The 17280-nt window shown below is 71.6% G+C and carries 14 protein-coding genes; 5 read left to right on the forward strand and 9 right to left on the reverse strand.

Features of this window, described 5'->3' with window-relative positions:
- Position 1: 1 nt before the first annotated feature.
- Genes QQZ13_RS12910 through glpK form a run of 3 tightly spaced genes read left to right on the forward strand, consistent with a single transcriptional unit; the run spans position 2 to position 5445 of the window.
- A complete protein-coding gene (locus QQZ13_RS12910; protein WP_342395269.1) occupies positions 2 to 2125 on the forward strand; it encodes an alpha-galactosidase in 2124 nt (707 codons plus the stop codon).
- Entirely contained in the window at positions 2122 to 3852 is a 1731-nt protein-coding gene (locus QQZ13_RS12915) for a glycerol-3-phosphate dehydrogenase/oxidase (protein WP_284529689.1), read from the forward strand. Before QQZ13_RS12910 ends, QQZ13_RS12915 begins: the two co-directional genes overlap by 4 nt.
- 57 nt (positions 3853 to 3909) lie before the next feature.
- Complete coding sequence (gene glpK, locus QQZ13_RS12920; RefSeq protein ID WP_284529690.1) at positions 3910 to 5445, forward strand: glycerol kinase GlpK; 1536 nt, start codon at positions 3910 to 3912, stop codon at positions 5443 to 5445.
- A 126-nt stretch (positions 5446 to 5571) separates the two neighbouring features.
- On the opposite strand, the gene QQZ13_RS12925 is transcribed toward glpK, so the two are convergent.
- The 3 genes from QQZ13_RS12925 to trpS form a co-directional block, all read right to left on the reverse strand.
- Positions 5572 to 6450 carry an Fpg/Nei family DNA glycosylase gene (locus tag QQZ13_RS12925; RefSeq protein WP_284529691.1) on the reverse strand — a complete coding sequence of 293 codons (879 nt, stop codon included), beginning with the start codon at positions 6448 to 6450 and terminating at the stop codon, positions 5572 to 5574.
- Between the two features lie 33 nt (positions 6451 to 6483).
- Positions 6484 to 7062 carry a GNAT family N-acetyltransferase gene (locus tag QQZ13_RS12930; protein ID WP_284529692.1) on the reverse strand — a complete coding sequence of 193 codons (579 nt, stop codon included), beginning with the start codon at positions 7060 to 7062 and terminating at the stop codon, positions 6484 to 6486.
- 75 nt (positions 7063 to 7137) lie between these two features.
- Positions 7138 to 8142, reverse strand: a complete 1005-nt coding sequence (gene trpS / locus QQZ13_RS12935; RefSeq protein ID WP_284529693.1) for a tryptophan--tRNA ligase — start codon at positions 8140 to 8142, stop codon at positions 7138 to 7140.
- A gap of 127 nt (positions 8143 to 8269) precedes the next feature.
- Here trpS and QQZ13_RS12940 point away from each other — a divergent pair, with 127 nt between their 5' ends.
- Positions 8270 to 9145, forward strand: a complete 876-nt coding sequence (locus QQZ13_RS12940) for a pyruvate, water dikinase regulatory protein (protein WP_284529695.1) — start codon at positions 8270 to 8272, stop codon at positions 9143 to 9145.
- Between the two features lie 42 nt (positions 9146 to 9187).
- Entirely contained in the window at positions 9188 to 11581 is a 2394-nt protein-coding gene (ppsA, locus tag QQZ13_RS12945) for a phosphoenolpyruvate synthase (protein ID WP_284529698.1), read from the forward strand.
- Between the two features lie 46 nt (positions 11582 to 11627).
- Here the strand turns inward: ppsA and QQZ13_RS12950 are convergent, their stop codons facing one another.
- Genes QQZ13_RS12950 through sdhC form a run of 6 tightly spaced genes read right to left on the reverse strand, consistent with a single transcriptional unit; the run spans position 11628 to position 17242 of the window.
- Positions 11628 to 12482: an endonuclease/exonuclease/phosphatase family protein gene (locus tag QQZ13_RS12950; RefSeq protein WP_284529699.1), complete on the reverse strand. Its 855-nt coding sequence runs from the start codon at positions 12480 to 12482 to the stop codon at positions 11628 to 11630.
- Between the two features lie 35 nt (positions 12483 to 12517).
- Positions 12518 to 13720 carry a YihY/virulence factor BrkB family protein gene (locus tag QQZ13_RS12955; protein ID WP_284529700.1) on the reverse strand — a complete coding sequence of 401 codons (1203 nt, stop codon included), beginning with the start codon at positions 13718 to 13720 and terminating at the stop codon, positions 12518 to 12520.
- A 25-nt stretch (positions 13721 to 13745) separates the two neighbouring features.
- A complete protein-coding gene (locus QQZ13_RS12960; protein ID WP_284529701.1) occupies positions 13746 to 14519 on the reverse strand; it encodes a succinate dehydrogenase iron-sulfur subunit in 774 nt (257 codons plus the stop codon).
- A 1-nt stretch (position 14520) separates the two neighbouring features.
- Positions 14521 to 16344 carry a succinate dehydrogenase flavoprotein subunit gene (sdhA, locus tag QQZ13_RS12965; RefSeq protein WP_284529702.1) on the reverse strand — a complete coding sequence of 608 codons (1824 nt, stop codon included), beginning with the start codon at positions 16342 to 16344 and terminating at the stop codon, positions 14521 to 14523.
- Between the two features lie 2 nt (positions 16345 to 16346).
- Complete coding sequence (locus QQZ13_RS12970) at positions 16347 to 16808, reverse strand: succinate dehydrogenase hydrophobic membrane anchor subunit (protein ID WP_284529703.1); 462 nt, start codon at positions 16806 to 16808, stop codon at positions 16347 to 16349.
- Complete coding sequence (gene sdhC, locus QQZ13_RS12975; protein WP_284529705.1) at positions 16808 to 17242, reverse strand: succinate dehydrogenase, cytochrome b556 subunit; 435 nt, start codon at positions 17240 to 17242, stop codon at positions 16808 to 16810. Before sdhC ends, QQZ13_RS12970 begins: the two co-directional genes overlap by 1 nt.
- Between the last annotated feature and the right edge of the window lie 38 nt (positions 17243 to 17280).

Raw genomic sequence — 17280 nt, forward strand, 5'->3', positions numbered from 1 at the left:
CGTGATCCATCACCTCCGCGCCGCGGGCGTCGGGCTCATCCTCGACACCCGCGGCGCGGCGGCGCCCGCCGTCCTCCACTGGGGACGTGACCTGGGCCCGCTCACCGACGCCGATCTGATCGAACTGGCCGACGCCGCCGTGCCGGCCGTCGCGCCGAGCTCCGTGGATGCGCCGCTGCGCGTCTCCGTGCTGCCGGCCCTCGCCGACGGGTGGACGGGGCGCCCCGTGCTCGCCGCCGACGGCGTGCGCGGACCCGGCACCCTCACCGGCAGCCGGCGCGCCGAGCGGGAGCTGCGGACGACCACGTCCTGGGGCGACCTGCACGTGGACACCCGCTGGGAGCTCACCGACGAGGGGGTGCTGCTCGTCGCGCACACCGTGCGCAACGACGGCGACGCCCCGGTGCGCCTCGGTGCGGCCGACCTGGCCCTGCCGCTTCCCGGGCGGGCGCGCGAGCTCCTGGACTTCCACGGCCGCTGGGCGGCCGAGCGCCGGCCGCAGCGGCAGCAGCCGGGCGTCGGCGTGTGGCTGCGCGAGACGCGCCACGGCCGCGGGGGACACGACGATCCGTTCCTCCTGCTCGCCGGGGTGTCCGGCTTCGGCTTCCGCGACGGCGAGGTCTGGGCGCTCCATCTCGCATGGAGCGGCGACAAGCGACTGTGGCTCGAGCGCTCCGAGCTCGGGGCGACGGTGTGCGCGGCGGGCGAGGTCCTCGACGATCTGACGCTCGGACCCGGCGAGCACTACACGTCGCCGACCCTCGTCGCAGCGTGGTCCGGCGCCGGCATCGACGGGCTGTCGGACCGCTTCCACCCCTGGATCCGGTCGTGGGCGGGCGGGCCGTCGCGGGCGGGCGGGCTGAGGCCCCGTCCGGTCACGCTCAACACGTGGGAGGCGCTGTACTTCGACCACTCCCTGGAGCGGGTCGCACCGCTGGTCGACCGCGCGGCGGAGGTCGGCGTGGAGCGATTCGTGCTCGACGACGGCTGGTTCCGGGGTCGCACCGACGACCGGCGCGCGCTCGGGGACTGGGAGGTCGACGAGACCAAATGGCCCGAGGGCCTGGACCCGCTCATCGCCCGCGTCCACGAGGCGGGCATGGAGTTCGGGCTGTGGATCGAGCCCGAGATGGTGAGCGAGGACTCCGACCTGGCCCGCGCGCACCCCGAGTGGATGCTCACCGCACCGCCGGCCGTGACGTGGCGCTGGCAGCACGTGCTCGACCTGGACCATCCCGATGCCTGGACGTACGTGTACGACCGGGTGGACGCCCTCCTGCGGCGCTATCCCATCGCCGCCCTCAAATGGGACCACAACCGCGATCTCCTCGCACCCGGCACCGGACGTCAGGTGCGCGCGCTGTACCGGCTGCTCGACGCGCTGCGCGCCGCGCATCCGGCCGTCGAGATCGAGTCCTGCGCGTCGGGCGGCGGCCGCGTCGACCTCGAGATGCTGCGGCGCGTCGAGCGCTTCTGGCCGAGCGACACGAACGACCCGCTCGAGCGCCAGGGCATCCAGCGCTGGACGGGCATCCTGATCCCGCCCGAGCACCTCGGCTCGCATGTGGGCGACGCGCGCGCTCACACGACGGGTCGGGTGAGCGACCTGTCCTTCCGCCTCGCGACGGCGCTCTTCCTGCACGCCGGGATCGAGTCCGATCTCACCCGGCTGTCCGACGCCGAGCGCGACGGGCTGCGACGGGGCATCGCGGTGCATCGCGAGCTGCGCCCCCTGCTGCACTCCGGCCGGGTCGTCCGCGCCGATCTCGCCGACGGGGTCCTGGTCCACGGCGTCGTGAGCGCGGACGGCCACGAGGGCGTGTTCAGCTACGCCGTCCTCGACCGCCCCGGCGGGGCGATCGTGCCCCCACTGGCTGTCCCCGGCCTCGATCCGTCGCTGTTCTACCGGGTCGACGTCGTCGGGCTGGGGGAGACCACCGCGATCCAGGACGCAGCCCCGCCGTGGTTCGCGCACGGTGCCCGGCTGTCGGGCGCCGCCCTCGCGGAGGGCGTCCTGGCGATGCCGCTGCTGGCACCCGGCGGCGCCGTCGTGCTGCGGGTGCGGCACGCAGCCCTTCCACGGGAGAGCGACGTAGCCTGGACGCAGGGGAAGGACGCATCATGAGCACCACACAGGCACCGGGCGGAACCGCCGCGCTGCGGGCGCGCCCGTACGCGGATGTGCTGATCATCGGCGGCGGGATCAACGGCCTCGCGACGTTCCGCGACCTGGCGCTCCAGGGCGTCGACGTCGCCCTCGTCGAGCGCGGCGACTTCGTGTCCGGGGCGTCGGCGGCGTCCAGCCACATGATCCACGGCGGCATCCGCTACCTCGAGAACGGCGAGTTCCGGCTCGTCCACGAAGCCGTCACCGAGCGCAACGACCTCCTCCGCATCGCACCGCACTACGTGCGCCCCCTGCAGACGACGATCCCCATCTACTCGACGTTCTCCGGCATCCTCTCGGCGCCGCTGCGGTTCCTCCGCCACGGCGGGGGCGCCCACCGCGAGCGCGGCGCAGCGCTCATCAAGATCGGGCTCGTGATCTACGACTCCTTCTCGGGCGGCGGCGGGCTCTTCGGACGCAGCCGGGTGCCGCGGCACACCTTCCACGGCCGTCGCCGGTCGCTCGAGCAGCTGCCCCAGCTGAACCCCGGTGTGCGCTACACGGCCACGTACTGGGACGCGTCGCTGCACGACCCCGAGCGACTCGCCCTCGACGTGCTGCGCGACGGCGTGGCCGCCGGCGGCGACCGCGCGCGTGCCGCCAACTACACCGCCGCCGTCGGGGCCGACGACGGCAAGGTCGTCGTGCGCGGGGAGGACGGCGAGGACTTCGCCTTCACCGCGTCCGTCGTGGTGAACGCCTCCGGCCCCTGGACCGACCTCACGAACCTGGCACTCGGCGACCCCACGCACTACATGGGCGGGACGAAGGGCTCGCACGTCGTCCTGGACCACGATGAGCTCCTCGCCGCGACCGGCGGGCGGGAGCTGTTCTTCGAGCACTCCGACGGGCGCATCGTGCTGATCTACCCGCTCAAGGGACGGGTGCTGGTCGGCACGACCGACCTCGAGCACGACATGGCCGACCCGATCGTGTGCACCGAGGCCGAGGTCGACTACTTCTTCGACCTCATCGGCCACGTCTTCCCCGGCATCGCCGTGGACCGCTCGCAGATCGTCCACCGGTTCGCGGGCGTGCGCCCGCTTCCCGGCCACGGCGACCTCGCGCCCGGGTTCGTCTCGCGCGATTACCGCATCGAGGTCCAGCGCCTCGGCGGATCGACCGGCGCGGCCGTCCTCAGCCTCGTCGGCGGCAAGTGGACGACCTTCCGGGCATCGGCGGCCCACCTCGCCGATCGCGTGCTGGAGCTCCTCTCGGTGCCGCGACGGCGGACGACGAAGGGGCTGCCGATCGGCGGCGGAGCCGGCTACCCGCTGACCGAGCGGGCACGGCGCCAGTGGGTCGCCCCCTACGCCGCGACTGTCGGCACCGAGCATGCCATCCGCCTGCTCGACCGCTACGGCACCGTCGCGGCCGATGTCGTGGCGGCGCTGGGCGAGGACGACCGGCCGCTGCGGACGGCCCCGGACTACAGCACGGGCGAGCTGCGCCACCTGGCGCGCACCGAGCAGGTGGTCCACCTCGACGACATCCTCCAGCGACGCACCAGTCTCGCCTTCGTCGGGCAGGCCTCGGCCGAGGTGGCCGCCGAGATCGCGGAGGCGGTCGCGCCGGTGCTGGGATGGGATCCCGAGCGCCAGGCCGCAGAGGTCGCGCGCGCTCTGGCGGCGGTGCGCGCCGCCGAGCCGTCGCCCTCCGACCGGGCCGACCGCGTCACGCGGTAGCGTGGCAGCATCCGTGCGCCGGCGCGTTCGCGCGCCCGATCCGATGAGGAGACGACGATGTCCAGCCACGTGATCGCCCTCGACCAGGGGACGACCTCCACCCGCGCGATCGTGTTCGACCACGCGGGTGCGATCGTCGCGACCGCCCAGCGCGAGCACGAGCAGATCTTCCCCCGCGCCGGGCGCGTCGAGCACGACGCCCGGGAGATCTGGACCAACACGGAGTGGGTGCTCGCGCAGGCTCTCGCGAACGCGTCGCTCACGGCCTCCGACATCGCGGCCGTCGGCGTCACCAACCAGCGCGAGACGGTCGTCGTCTGGGACCGCGGCACCGGCGAGCCCGTCCACAACGCCCTCGTGTGGCAGGACACCCGCACCCAGCCCGCGGTGGACCGCATGATCGCCGCCCGCGGCGTGGACGCCTTCGCCGAGCAGACCGGGCTCCCGCTCGCGACCTACTTCTCCGCATCCAAGCTCGCGTGGATCCTCGAGCACGTCGACGGCGCCCGCGCGGCCGCCGAGGCCGGCGACCTGCTGTTCGGAACGCCCGACAGCTGGGTGGTGTGGAACCTGACCGGCGGCGTCGACGGCGGCATCCACGTCACCGACGTCACCAACGCCAGCCGCACGCTCCTCATGGACCTCCGCACCCTGGACTGGTCCGACGAGCTGCTGGAGGTCTGGGGCGTGCCGCGCGCGATGCTGCCCGAGATCCGCTCGTCGTCCGAGGTGGTGGGCGAGGTGGCGCGTCCGGCGGAGCTGGCCGGTGTGCCCATCGCCGGCATCCTCGGCGACCAGCAGGCGGCCACGTTCGGGCAGACGGCCTTCGACGCCGCGGAGTCCAAGAACACCTACGGCACCGGCAACTTCCTTCTCGTGGGGACCGGCACCGAGATCGTGCGATCGCGCGCCGGGCTCATCACCACGGTCGCCTACCGGTGCGCAGACGAGCCGGCCCATTACGCCCTCGAGGGGTCGATCGCGGTCACCGGCTCGCTCGTCCAGTGGCTGCGCGACAACCTCGGCATCATCCGCAGCTCCGAGGAGGTCGAGACGCTCGCCGCGACCGTCGAGGACAACGGCGGCGCCTACTTCGTGCCCGCCTTCTCGGGACTGTTCGCCCCGTACTGGCGGCCCGATGCGCGCGGAGCCCTCGTCGGTCTCACGCGGTACGTCACCAAGGCCCACATCGCTCGCGCGGCCCTGGAGGCCACCGCCTTCCAGACCCGCGATGTGATCGAGGCGGTGCAGGCCGACTCGGGGCACACCCTCGACGAGCTGCGCGTGGACGGCGGCATGACCCGCAACGACGTGCTCATGCAGTTCCAGGCCGACATCCTCGGCATCCCGGTGGTGCGCCCGGAGGTGATCGAGACGACCGCGCTCGGCGCCGCCTACGCGGCGGGGCTGGCAGTGGGGGTCTGGCGCGATCGCGACGAGCTGCGCACGCACTGGCGGGAGGGCGCCCGCTTCGAGCCGCAGATGGATGCCGACGAGCGCGCCCGCCGTTACCGGCAGTGGAAGAAGGCCGTCACGAAGTCGATCGACTGGGTCGACGACGACGCGCGCATCCTCATGGGGACCACCGGCTGAGCCGTCGCTCGGCGCCGTGTGCCGCCGGGCGACGAACAGGTGACAGTCGTCGTCGCCATCCGGGGTTCGACGCGACGACGAGTGCCCACCGAACGCGCTCGGTCCGCGCGCCGCATGAGCCGGACGTCACTTCAGCAGGCGGGACAGGCGCCGGTCGGCGAGGATCTTACCGCCGGTCTGGCACGTCGCGCAGTACTCCAGGCTGTTGTCCGCGAAGAAGACGCTCCGCACGACGTCGCCGCACACCGGGCAGACCTCGCCGCGACGTCCGTGCACGGACATGCCGCGTCGCTTGGCGTCCTTGAGCTCCGCCGGCGGCTTGCCGGTCGCCGCGGCGACGGCCTCGGTCAGCGTGTCCCGCGTGGCCGCGAAGAGCCGGTCGACCTCGGCGTCGTCCAGCGTCGCCGCCAGCGCGTAGGGCGACATCTTCGCGGCGTGCAGGATCTCGTCGGAGTACGCGTTGCCGATCCCGGCGACGACGGACTGGTCGCGCAGCACACCCTTGATCTGCGTGCGCCGCCCCGCCAGCAGTCCCGCGAGGGTGTCGCGGGTGAACGCGGGATCGAGCGGATCGGGCCCCAGGCGGGCGATCCCCGGGACGTCCTCCGGACGGCGGGCGGCGTAGACCGCGAGCGACTTCTTCGTCCCGGCCTCGGTGAGGTCGAAGCCCGACCCGTCGTCGAACCCCACGCGCAGGGCGATCGGCGTCTTGCCCGGCCGGATCACGGTGCCCGGCAGCTCGTCGTACCACCGGAGCCAGCCGGCCTTCGCGAGGTGGAACACCAGATGGGGCACGCCCGTCTCGTCCGAGGCATCCGTCGCGAGGTCCACGAACTTGCCGTGCCGCTGGGCACCCGTGACCGTCGCGCCCTTCAGGCGGTCGATCGGCGGGTCGTACGTCTTCAGCGCGGCGATGTTGGCCACCGTGACCTTCGTCACGGCGAGCCCCCTCAGTCTCGCGTCGAGGAAGTCGACCAGACCCTGCACTTCCGGCATCTCGGGCATGACGCCATCCTGCCACTGCCGGACGACCCGCCGTCAGCCGGCGAGCACCGGCCACTCCTGGGGCGTGCGGTCATCGCCAGGGAGGAGCCCGGCGATCCACGCGTCGTCGCGTCGTCCGGAGCTGTGCAGCAGCGCCTGCCGCAGCAGTCCCTCGTAGCGGAAGCCGAGCGCGCGCGCCGCGCGTGCCGAAGCGATGTTGCCGGCCACTGCGCGCCACTCGATGCGCGCCAGGCCCAGACCCCGCTCGCCCTCGGCGGGGGAGAAGCCCCAGTCCACGACGGCCCGCGCCGCCTCCGTCAGGAAGCCGCGGCCACGCGCGTCGGGCGCCATCCAGTAGCCCAGCTCGCCGTCGCCGCGCCCGAGGCGGTGAAGCCCCACCATGCCCGACAGCATCCCGTCCCGGCGCACGGCCCACGTCGTCTCGGTGCCGGCGTCCCACCACGCGGCGGCCTTCTCCACGAAGCCCTCCGCGTGCGCGCGCCGATACGGCGTGGGCACGGTGGTGTAGCGCTGCACCTCGGGGTCCTGGCAGGCCGCGAAGATCGCGTCGACGTCTCCGGCCGTCGGGACGGAGAGCTCGAGACGGTCGGTATGCAGGGTCACCGGTCGCATGCCCCGACCCTAGCGCCGTGGCTCGCACGGCGTCGGATCACCGGGCCGTGCCTACGGGCGAGCCCGGCGCGAGGATCACACGCGGCGGAGGAGCCCCACCTTGTCGTACACGTCGGCGAGCGTCGCGCCGGCCACCTCGTCGGCGCGGGCGGCGTTGGCGGCCAGCACGCGGTCGAGCTCGGCGGGGTCGGCGAGAAGCTCGAGGGCGCGCTCGCGCACCGGACCGAACTCGTTCACGACGACCTCGGCGAGCCCCTTCTTGAAGTCGCCGTAGCCGCGGCCCGCATACTCGTCCTCGATCGAGCCGATCTGGCGTCCGGTGAGGGCCGCGTAGATCACCAGCAGGTTGGACACGCCCGGCTTGGCCTCGCGGTCGTAGCGCACCGAGCCCTCGGAGTCCGTGACCGCGCGCATGATCTTCTTCGCCGAGACGGCCGGGTCATCCAGCAGCCACAGCACGCCCGCGTCGGACTCCGCCGACTTCGACATCTTCGCGGTCGGCGTCTGCAGGTCGTAGATGCGCGCGGTGTCCTTCTGGATCACGGGCATCGGCACGGTGAACGCCGTGCCGTAGCGCGAGTTGAAGCGCTCGGCGAGATCGCGGGTCAGCTCGACGTGCTGCTTCTGGTCGTCGCCGACGGGCACGATGTCGGTCTGGTAAAGCAGGATGTCGGCGGCCATGAGCACCGGGTAGGTGAACAGGCCGACGTTGGTGGCATCCGTGCCGTAGCGCTGCGACTTGTCCTTGAACTGCGTCATCCGCCCGGCCTCGCCGAAGCCCGTCAGCGTCGACAGGATCCACTGCAGCTCGGCGTGGGCGGACACGTGGGACTGCACGTACAGCGTGGACTTCGAGGGTTCGATGCCGGCGGCGATGTACTGCGCCGCCGTGCGACGGGTCTTCTCCCGCAGCTCGGACGGATCGTTGGGCTGCGTGAGCGCGTGCAGGTCGACGACCGAGAAGAACGCGTCGTAGGCCTGCTGCAGGTCGCGCCACTGCATGAGCGCCCCGATGTAGTTGCCGATCTGGAGGGAGTCGGCCGAGGGCTGCATTCCGGAGTACAGGCGGGGTTTGCTCACCTCCCAATCCTACGGGCGCCGGCACCGCGCGGATATTCACGGCCCGGGGGCCCGCCGCGCCGGCGACGGGCGTCCTAGCGTGGGATCTGGTGGACCAGAGATGTCCGCCGGGCCCGCAGGCACGATCATGGACGATCGACAGACGACGTTGACGGGGGCACTCGGCGACGAGAGCCCCGGACGGAGTGCGCCGCGACAGCGGAGGGCCGCCTTCTTCGTGTCCGACTCCACCGGCATCACGGCCGAGACCCTGGGCAGCGCGCTGCTGGCCAACTTCCCCGGCATCGACGTGGAGCACCACACCCTCCCGTTCGTGGACGGCGACGTCCGGGTGGAGGAGGTGCTCGCCGAGGTGGGGAGAGCCGCCGCGGCCGGGCTGGCGCCGGTGGTCTTCACCACCGTCAAGCAGGCGTCGCTGCGCATCGGACTGTCTGCCGCCCCCGCGCTGGTGATCGACCTGCTGGGCGGGCCGCTCGCCCGGCTGGAGGAAGCCTTCGGCGTGCGTTCCTCGGAGCTCCCGGGCGCCTACCACGGCCTCGGCGACCTGGAGAAGTACCACCGGCGCATGCGGGCGGTCGAGTATGCGATCGAGCACGACGACGGTCAGAGCCTGCGCGCGCTCGACCTGGCCGACGTGATCATCGTCGCGCCGAGCAGATGCGGCAAGACGCCGACGACGATGTATCTAGCGTTGCAGTACGGCCTGCTCGTCGCGAACTATCCGCTGACCGACGACGACTTCCCGACCGAGACGCTGCCGGGTCCGCTCGTCCGCTTCGCCGCGCGCTGCTTCGGGCTGACCACGACGCCGGTCCGGCTGACCGAGGTGCGCACCCAGCGCCGCCCCCGGTCGCGCTACGCGAGCCTCGAGCAGTGCACGCTCGAGCTGCGCCGCGCGGAGGAGCTCTACCGGCGTGCGGGCGTCCCCTTCGTGAACTCCTCGACGAAGAGCGTCGAGGAGATGTCGGCCGTCATCCTGCAGACCATGAAGCTGCGGACGTGACGGCCCCGATCCGAGGTGAAAGAGAAGTACGAGGTGAATGAGATGGACAACATCCTGTGGTTCCACGACATCGGCATGGCGGACCTGCCGCAGGTGGGCGGCAAGAACGCGTCTCTGGGGGAGATGGTCTCGGCCCTGACCGGTGCCGGCGTCCGGGTGCCCGGCGGATTCGCGACGACGGCCGACGCCTACCGCGCGTTCCTCGCCCAGCACGGCCTGGCGGAGCGCATCCAGGCCGCCGTCGGCGCCCTGGACATCTCCGACGTGGCGGAACTGGCTCGCGTGGGGGCCGAGGTCCGGGGCTGGATCGAGGCGCAGCCGTTCCCCGCGGATCTCGAACGGGACATCCGCGACGCGTTCGGCGAGATGCTCGCGGGCGACCCCGAGCCCGCCCGCGTCACCTGGGCCGTGCGCTCCAGCGCCACCGCCGAAGACCTCCCCGACGCGTCCTTCGCGGGGCAGCAGGAGACCTTCCTGAACATCGGCGGCATCGAGAACGTCCTCGCCGCAGTGCATGAGGTGTTCGCGTCGCTCTACAACGACCGCGCCATCGCCTACCGGGTGCACAACGGATTCCCGCACGAGGAGGTGGCCCTGTCGGCGGGCATCCAGCGGATGGTCCGCTCCGACATCGGCGCGTCCGGCGTCCTGTTCACCGTCGACACGGAGTCCGGCTTCGATCAGGCGGTCTTCGTCACCAGTGCCTACGGACTGGGCGAGGCCGTCGTGCAGGGTGCGGTGAACCCCGACGAGTTCTACGTGTACAAGCCCGCGGTGCGCGCCGGTCGCCCGGCGATCCTGAAGCGCCAGCTGGGGGAGAAGGCGGTCGCCATGCGCTACGCCGACGACGTGCAGGTGGGCGCGTCGACGCGGTTCGTCGACGTCGAGGCGGATGACCGGGCCCGCTTCAGCATCACCGACGCCGAGGTGGAGGAGCTCGCCCGCCACGCGCTGGTGATCGAGGACCACTACGGTCGCGCGATGGACATCGAGTGGGCGCGCGACGGCGTCGACGGCCTGCTCTACATCCTCCAGGCGCGGCCCGAGACGGTCGTCTCGCGCAGCGGCGGTGCCGTGCTCACCCGCTACGTGCTCGCCGAGCGGGGCGAGCCGCTCATCACCGGGCGCGCGATCGGGCAGCGCATCGGCGCCGGGCCGGTGCGCGTGCTGGCGAGCATCGCCCACATGGACCGGTTCCAGCCCGGCGACGTGCTCGTCGCCGACATGACCGACCCGGACTGGGAGCCCATCATGGCGAAGGCGTCGGCCATCGTCACCGACCGGGGCGGACGCACCTGCCACGCCGCGATCATCGCGCGCGAACTGGGCATCCCCGCGGTGGTCGGCACGGGCTACGCGACGCGCGCGCTGCACGACGGCGCGGAGGTCACCGTCTCGTGCGCGGAGGGCGACGACGGGATCGTGTACGCGGGCAGGCTCGCGTTCTCCGAGGAGGAGACGAGGCTGGACGACATGCCCCCGCTGCCGGTGCGGATCATGATGAACGTCGGCACGCCCGACCAGGCCTTCGGGTTCTCGCGGCTGCCGCACCGCGGCGTGGGCCTGGCCCGGCTGGAGTTCATCATCAACCGCCAGATCGGCATCCACCCGCGGGCGCTCCTGGAGCGGGACCTGTTGCCCGAGCCCCTGCGCACCGAGATCGATCGCCGCACCGCCGCCTACGCGAGCCCGCGCGAGTACTTCGTCCGGCGCGTCGCCGAGGGTGTCTCGATGATCGCGGCGGCGTTCGCGCCCGAGCCGGTGATCGTGCGGCTGAGCGACTTCAAGTCGAACGAATACGCCGGCCTGCTGGGCGGTGAGCGCTACGAGCCCGTCGAGGAGAACCCGATGATCGGCTGGCGCGGCGCCTCACGCTACGTGTCGTCCGACTTCGCGGCGTGCTTCCGCATGGAGTGCGACGCGCTGCGCTTCGTGCGCGAGGAGATGGGGCTCACCAATGTGAAGGTCATGGTGCCGTTCGTCCGCACCCTCACCGAGGCCCGCGACGTGGTGGCGCTGCTGGCCGAGAACGGCCTGCGCCGCGGTGAGAACGGCCTCGAGGTCGTCATGATGTGCGAGATCCCGTCCAACGCGCTGCTGGCCGACGAGTTCCTCGACGTGTTCGACGGGTTCTCCATCGGCTCCAACGACATGACCCAGCTCATGCTCGGCCTCGACCGGGATTCGGCTCTGGTCGCCGCCGGGTTCGACGAACGCGATCCGGCGGTGCTGCGGGTGCTCGGACTCGCGATCGACGCGTGCGTGCGACGCGGGCAGTACATCGGCATCTGCGGACAGGGCCCCTCCGACCATGCGGACTTCGCCCAGTGGCTGGTCGAGCGCGGCATCGGATCGATCTCGCTCAACCCCGACACGGTCGTCGAGACGTGGCTGGCGCTCGCGCGCCGGCATCAGCAGCTGCTGCCGGTCGGGTGAGGCAGCGCACGAGCGAGACGCGCCGTGCGGCAGCGGTCGCGCGCCCTCAGCCCTCGCCGAACGCGTAGTCGGCGACGACGGGCGCGTGATCGCTCCACCGGGTGTCCCACGACGGCGCCCGGACGACGCGGTAGTCGGTCACCCGCTCGGCCAGGCGCGGCGTCGCGAGGTGGTAGTCGATGCGCCAGCCGGTGTCGGTGTCGAACGCCTTTCCGCGGCTCGACCACCAGGTGTACGGACCGTCGACCTCGCCCGCCCAGCGCCGGCCCACGTCGACCCAGCCGAGCCCCGGACCCGACGAGCCGTCGGCGCCCACCACGTCCTCGCCCTCGGCGCCGGTGAAGCGGTCGAAGTACGCCCTCTCGCGGGGGAGGAACCCGGCCTTCTTCACGTTCCCGCGCCAGTTGCGGATGTCGAGCTCGCGATGACCGACGTTCAGGTCGCCGGTGATCACCGCGAGGTCGCCCAACCGCGGCATGCGGCGCTCCATGGCGTCGAGGAACGCGTACTTGGCCACCTGCTTCTCGGTGTCGGCCTCGCCGGTGAACACGTACGCGCTCACGACCGTGACCGTCTCGCCGCCCACCGCGATGTCGGCCTCGACCCAGCGCCCCCGGGTGTCGAGCTCGCCCGCTCCCTCGCTGCCGACGAGGTCGATCCGCCAGATGTCCAGCGGCTCGCGCGCGGCGATGGCGACCCCGGCGCGCCCTTTCGCGAGCGCCTCGTCGCCGACGATGTGCCAGCCCGGCAGCGCCGCGGCCAGGTCCGAGGCCTGCGCCCGCACCTCCTGCAGCGTGAGGATGTCGACCCCGGCCTGCTCCAGCCACGGGTGCATCCCCTTGCGTGCGGCGGCACGGATGCCGTTGACATTGACGGAGGCGATGCGGAGCGTGCGGGTCACCCGACGAGCCTAGCGAGCGGCCCCGACAGCGCCGCTCAGGCGGGCCCCCGCCCCGGCGTCCGCTCGCCCGCGGCGCCGTCGGCCTCCGCCTGCAGACGGGCCAGCTCGTCCTCCGCCCGGCGCAGCTCATGACCGGCGCGCCAGCGGCCCCACCACGGGGCGGCCCCGCGGGCCAGGTGGGCGTCGCGCACCCGGACGCGCGCGGCGAGGAGGACGGCCTGCCGCTCCGCCTTCCGGCGCTCCTCCTCGCTCTCCTCGACGAGCGGGACGTCGCGGTCGTGCGCGGAGACGGCCACCCACGACGCGGCGACGAGGATCACGATCCCCGCCAGCCGGAACCACAGCAGGAACCCGATGAACACCGAGAACGTCGCCAGCAGCGGGTTGGCGGGGGTGTAGTAGAGCAGCAGGCCGGCGGCGAGCTGCAGCACGACGAGGGCGCCCGCCCCGAGCGCGGCGCCGGGCCAGATGCGCGCCCACGGCAGCGAGGTGCCGGTGAGCAGGCGGATGAGGGCGGCCAGGGCCGCGGAGTTGATCACGAACGCGATGCCGACCGAGGCGACGCGGCTGAACACGCTTCCCCACGTCGAGAGGATGTCGCCGCCGAGCCACCGGAAGAGCACGTCGACCGCCCCGCCGGCGGCGTAGCCGAGCCCGGCGCCGAGCACCAGCGCGGCGCCGAACAGCACGCCGGCGACGAAGTCGCGGGCCTTGAGGATCAGGTAGTTGCGGCCGTCGAAGGGCAGTCCGAAGATGTCGCGCACCGCGCGGCGGGTGAACGTGACGAACCCGATCGCGGTCCAGATCGCCACGAGCACCGCGACGGCGCCGGTGACCGCGAGCAGGCTCGACGACCCCCGCGCGATCTCCGTCACCGCCTCGTCCGAGACGAGGCCCTGGCCTTCGGGGCCGATCAGTCCCGGGATGTAGGAGTTGATGAGGGCGACCAGGCCGTCGATGGCCGACTGGCTCCCGCCGAGCCACAGCCCCACCACCGCGAAGGCCACATAGAGCACGGCGAAGATCGCGAAGATCGACTGGTAGCTGATGGCGGCCGCCAGCAGGAAGCCGTTGTGACGGAGGAAGTGCCGCCAGACCCGGATCGGGAACCAGGCGAGCGTGCGGCGGGTGATCTGCGTCGCTCGCTCGATGGGCTCGTCGAGACGCTCACGCAGGGGCGACTGCTCCCAGCGTTCGCGCCAGGGCTCGGACGGTTCGCCGGTGCGGTCCTCGCTCACGCGTCCAGCGTAGCGACGCGCGTGCTCAGCGTCCGCGGAGGACGGCCTGCTTCACCTCGGCGATCGCCTTGGTCACCTCGATGCCGCGGGGGCACGCCTCGGTGCAGTTGAAGGTGGTGCGGCAGCGCCACACGCCCTCCTTGTCGTTGAGGATGTCGAGGCGCACATCGCCCGCGTCGTCGCGCGAGTCGAAGATGAAGCGGTGGGCGTTGACGATCGCCGCGGGTCCGAAGTACTGGCCGTCGGTCCAGAACACCGGGCATGACGACGTGCACGCGGCGCAGAGGATGCACTTGGTCGTGTCGTCGAACACCTCGCGGTCGACGATCGACTGGATGCGCTCCTTGCCGGGCTCCGGGGTGGAGTTCGCGATGAGGAACGGCTGCACCTCGCGGTACGACGCGAAGAACGGCTCCATGTCGACGACGAGGTCCTTCTCCAGCGGCAGGCCCTTGATGGCCTCGACGTAGATCGGCTGCGAGATGTCGAGGTCCTTGATCAGCGTCTTGCAGGCCAGGCGGTTGCGGCCGTTGATGCGCATGGCGTCCGATCCGCAGATGCCGTGCGCGCACGAGCGGCGGAAGGTCAGCGAGCCGTCGACCTCCCACTTGATCTTGTGCAGCGCGTCGAGCACGCGGTCCGTCGAGTAGAGCTCGACGTCGTAGTCCACCCAGCGCGGCTCGCTGTCGACCTCGGGGTCGAAGCGTCGGATGATGAAGGTGACGAGGAACGACTGGATGCCGGTGTCGTTCGCAGCCGGTTCGTTCACGGTCCCCGGAGCATCGGCGACGAGCGTCATCTCAGTACTTCCTCTCCAGCGGCGGGTACCGCAGTTCGCCGGCCTCGTTCTTGGTGAACACGACCGGCTTCCAGTCCAGGCGGATGTGGTCCTCGGCGTGCGACGAGTGGGGATCGCCCGACAGATAGGCCATCGTGTGCTGCATGTAGTTCTCGTCGTCGCGCGTCGGGAAGTCGTCGCGCATGTGGCCGCCGCGGCTCTCCTTGCGGTTGCGGGCGGTGACCACGACGACCTCCGCGATGTCGAGGAGGAAGCCGAGCTCGACGGCCTCCAGCAGGTCCGTGTTGAACCGCTTGCCCTTGTCGTCGACGTGCACGTTCTTGTAGCGCTCGCGCAGGTCGGCGATGACGGTGAGCACCTCGCCGAGCGACTCGTCGGTGCGGAACACCTGGGCCTTCCGGTCCATCTCGTCCTGCAGGGTCTTGCGGAGCACGGCGATCCGCTCGTTGCCGGGGTTGTTGCGCAGGCCCTCGAGCAGGTCGCGCACCTCGGCGGCGGGGTCCTCGGGGAGGGGCACGAAGTCGGCGGTCTGGACGTACTGGACGGCCCGGCGGCCGGCGCGCTTGCCGAACACGTTGATGTCGAGGAGCGAGTTGGTGCCCAGGCGGTTGGAGCCGTGCACCGAGACGCACGCGCACTCGCCGGCGGCGTAGAGCCCCGGCACGACGGTCGTGTTGTCGCTCAGGACCTCGGCGTCGGTGTTGGTGGGGATGCCGCCCATCGCGTAGTGGGCGGTCGGCATCACCGGCACCGGCTCGACGACCGGGTCGACGCCCAGGTAGGTGCGGGCGAACTCGGTGATGTCGGGGAGCTTGGTCTCGAGGACTTCGGCGCCGAGGTGGGTGCAGTCCAGCAGGACGTAGTCGCGGTGCGGGCCGGCTCCGCGGCCCTCGGCGACCTCCTGCACCATGCAGCGGCTGACGATGTCGCGCGGGGCGAGGTCCTTGATGGTGGGGGCGTAGCGCTCCATGAAGCGCTCGCCCGAGGCGTTGCGCAGGATCGCACCCTCGCCGCGGGCGCCCTCGGTCAGGAGGATGCCGAGGCCGGCGAGGCCGGTGGGGTGGAACTGGAAGAACTCCATGTCCTCCAGCGGCAGCTTCTTGCGCCAGATCACGCCGACGCCGTCGCCCGTGAGGGTGTGGGCGTTGGAGGTGGTCTTGAAGATCTTGCCGAAGCCGCCGGTCGCGAAGATGACGGCCTTGGACTGGAAGACGTGCAGGTCGCCGGTGGCGAGCTCGTACGCGACGACCCCCGCGACCTGGGTGTCCTTACCCTCGCCGACGGTGATGAGGTCGAGGACGTAGAACTCGTTGAAGAAGTTGATGCCGAGCTTGACGCAGTTCTGGAACAGCGTCTGCAGGATCATGTGGCCGGTGCGGTCGGCGGCGTAGCACGCGCGGCGCACCGGGGTCTTGCCGTGGTCGGCGGTGTGGCCGCCGAAGCGGCGCTGGTCGATCTTGCCCTCAGGGGTGCGGTTGAAGGGCAGCCCCATGTTCTCGAGGTCGATGACGGCGTCGATCGCCTCCTTGGCGAGGATCTCGGCCGCGTCCTGGTCGACGAGGTAGTCGCCGCCCTTGACCGTGTCGAACGTGTGCCACTCCCACGAGTCCTCTTCGACGTTGGCCAGCGCCGCCGCCATGCCGCCCTGCGCCGCGCCGGTGTGCGAGCGCGTGGGGTAGAGCTTGGTGATGACGGCGGTCTTCGCGCCGGGGCCGGCCTCGATCGCCGCCCGCATGCCGGCGCCGCCGGCGCCCACGATGACGATGTCGAACTGGTGGTAGTGGACGCCGTCCTTCACGACGGCGTCCGGGTACGCGGTAGTCACAGTCAGGATGCCTTGCAGATCTCGGACAGCATGCTGTCGGGGCTGAGGTTGGGGATGCACGGGTCGAAGGTGAACACGACGAGCGTGCCGAGCAGGATGAGGAAACCGGCGGTGATCCACAGGGCCCACACGAGCGTGGTGCGCACCTTGGGGCCGGTGACGTAGTCGTTGACGATCGTGCGCATGCCGTTGGCGCCGTGGATGAGGGCGAGCCACAGCATCAGCACGTCCCACCACTGCCAGAACGGCGTGGCGAACTTGCCGGCGACGAACGCGAAGTCGATGCCGTGGATGCCCTCGCCGAGCATCAGGTTGACGAACAGGTGGCCGAAGATAAGGACGACCAGCAGCACGCCGGAGACGCGCATGTAGATCCAGCCCCACTTCTCGAGGTTGGCGCCCTTCTTGCGGGGAGCGGCGCTGCGCGGAGCGGCGAGGTCGGCGCTCGGAGCCTGGACGGACATCAGTGCCCCCCTCCCATGGTCGAGAAGACGATCGGCAGGTGGCGCGCGGCGAAGCCGCCCACGGTCACCACCCACAGGACGAGCACGGCCCACCACAGCTGGCGCTGGTGACGGGTCGCCCACGGCCAGAGGTCCACGGCGATGATGCGCAGGCCGTTGTAGGCGTGGTAGACGATCGCCGCCACCAGGACGGTCTCGCCGAGGCCCATCACCGGGTTCTTGTAGGAGCTCATGACCGCGTCGTACGCGTCGGGCGCGACGCGGATGAGCGCCGTGTCGAGCACGTGCACGAGCAGGAAGAAGAAGATGGCGACGCCGGTGATGCGGTGCAGGACCCAGGACCACATGCCCTCGTTGCCGCGGTACAGGGTGCCGCGCGGCGTCCGGGACGTGGTCTGGGCCACCGACGGTGTGACGCGTGCTGGTGCGGACACGGTCGTCCTCCCTTGGTGTGAACGGCACCTCGTCTCGG

Source organism: Microbacterium sp. T2.11-28 (assembly GCF_950097975.1).
In the GTDB taxonomy this organism is placed as follows: domain Bacteria; phylum Actinomycetota; class Actinomycetes; order Actinomycetales; family Microbacteriaceae; genus Microbacterium.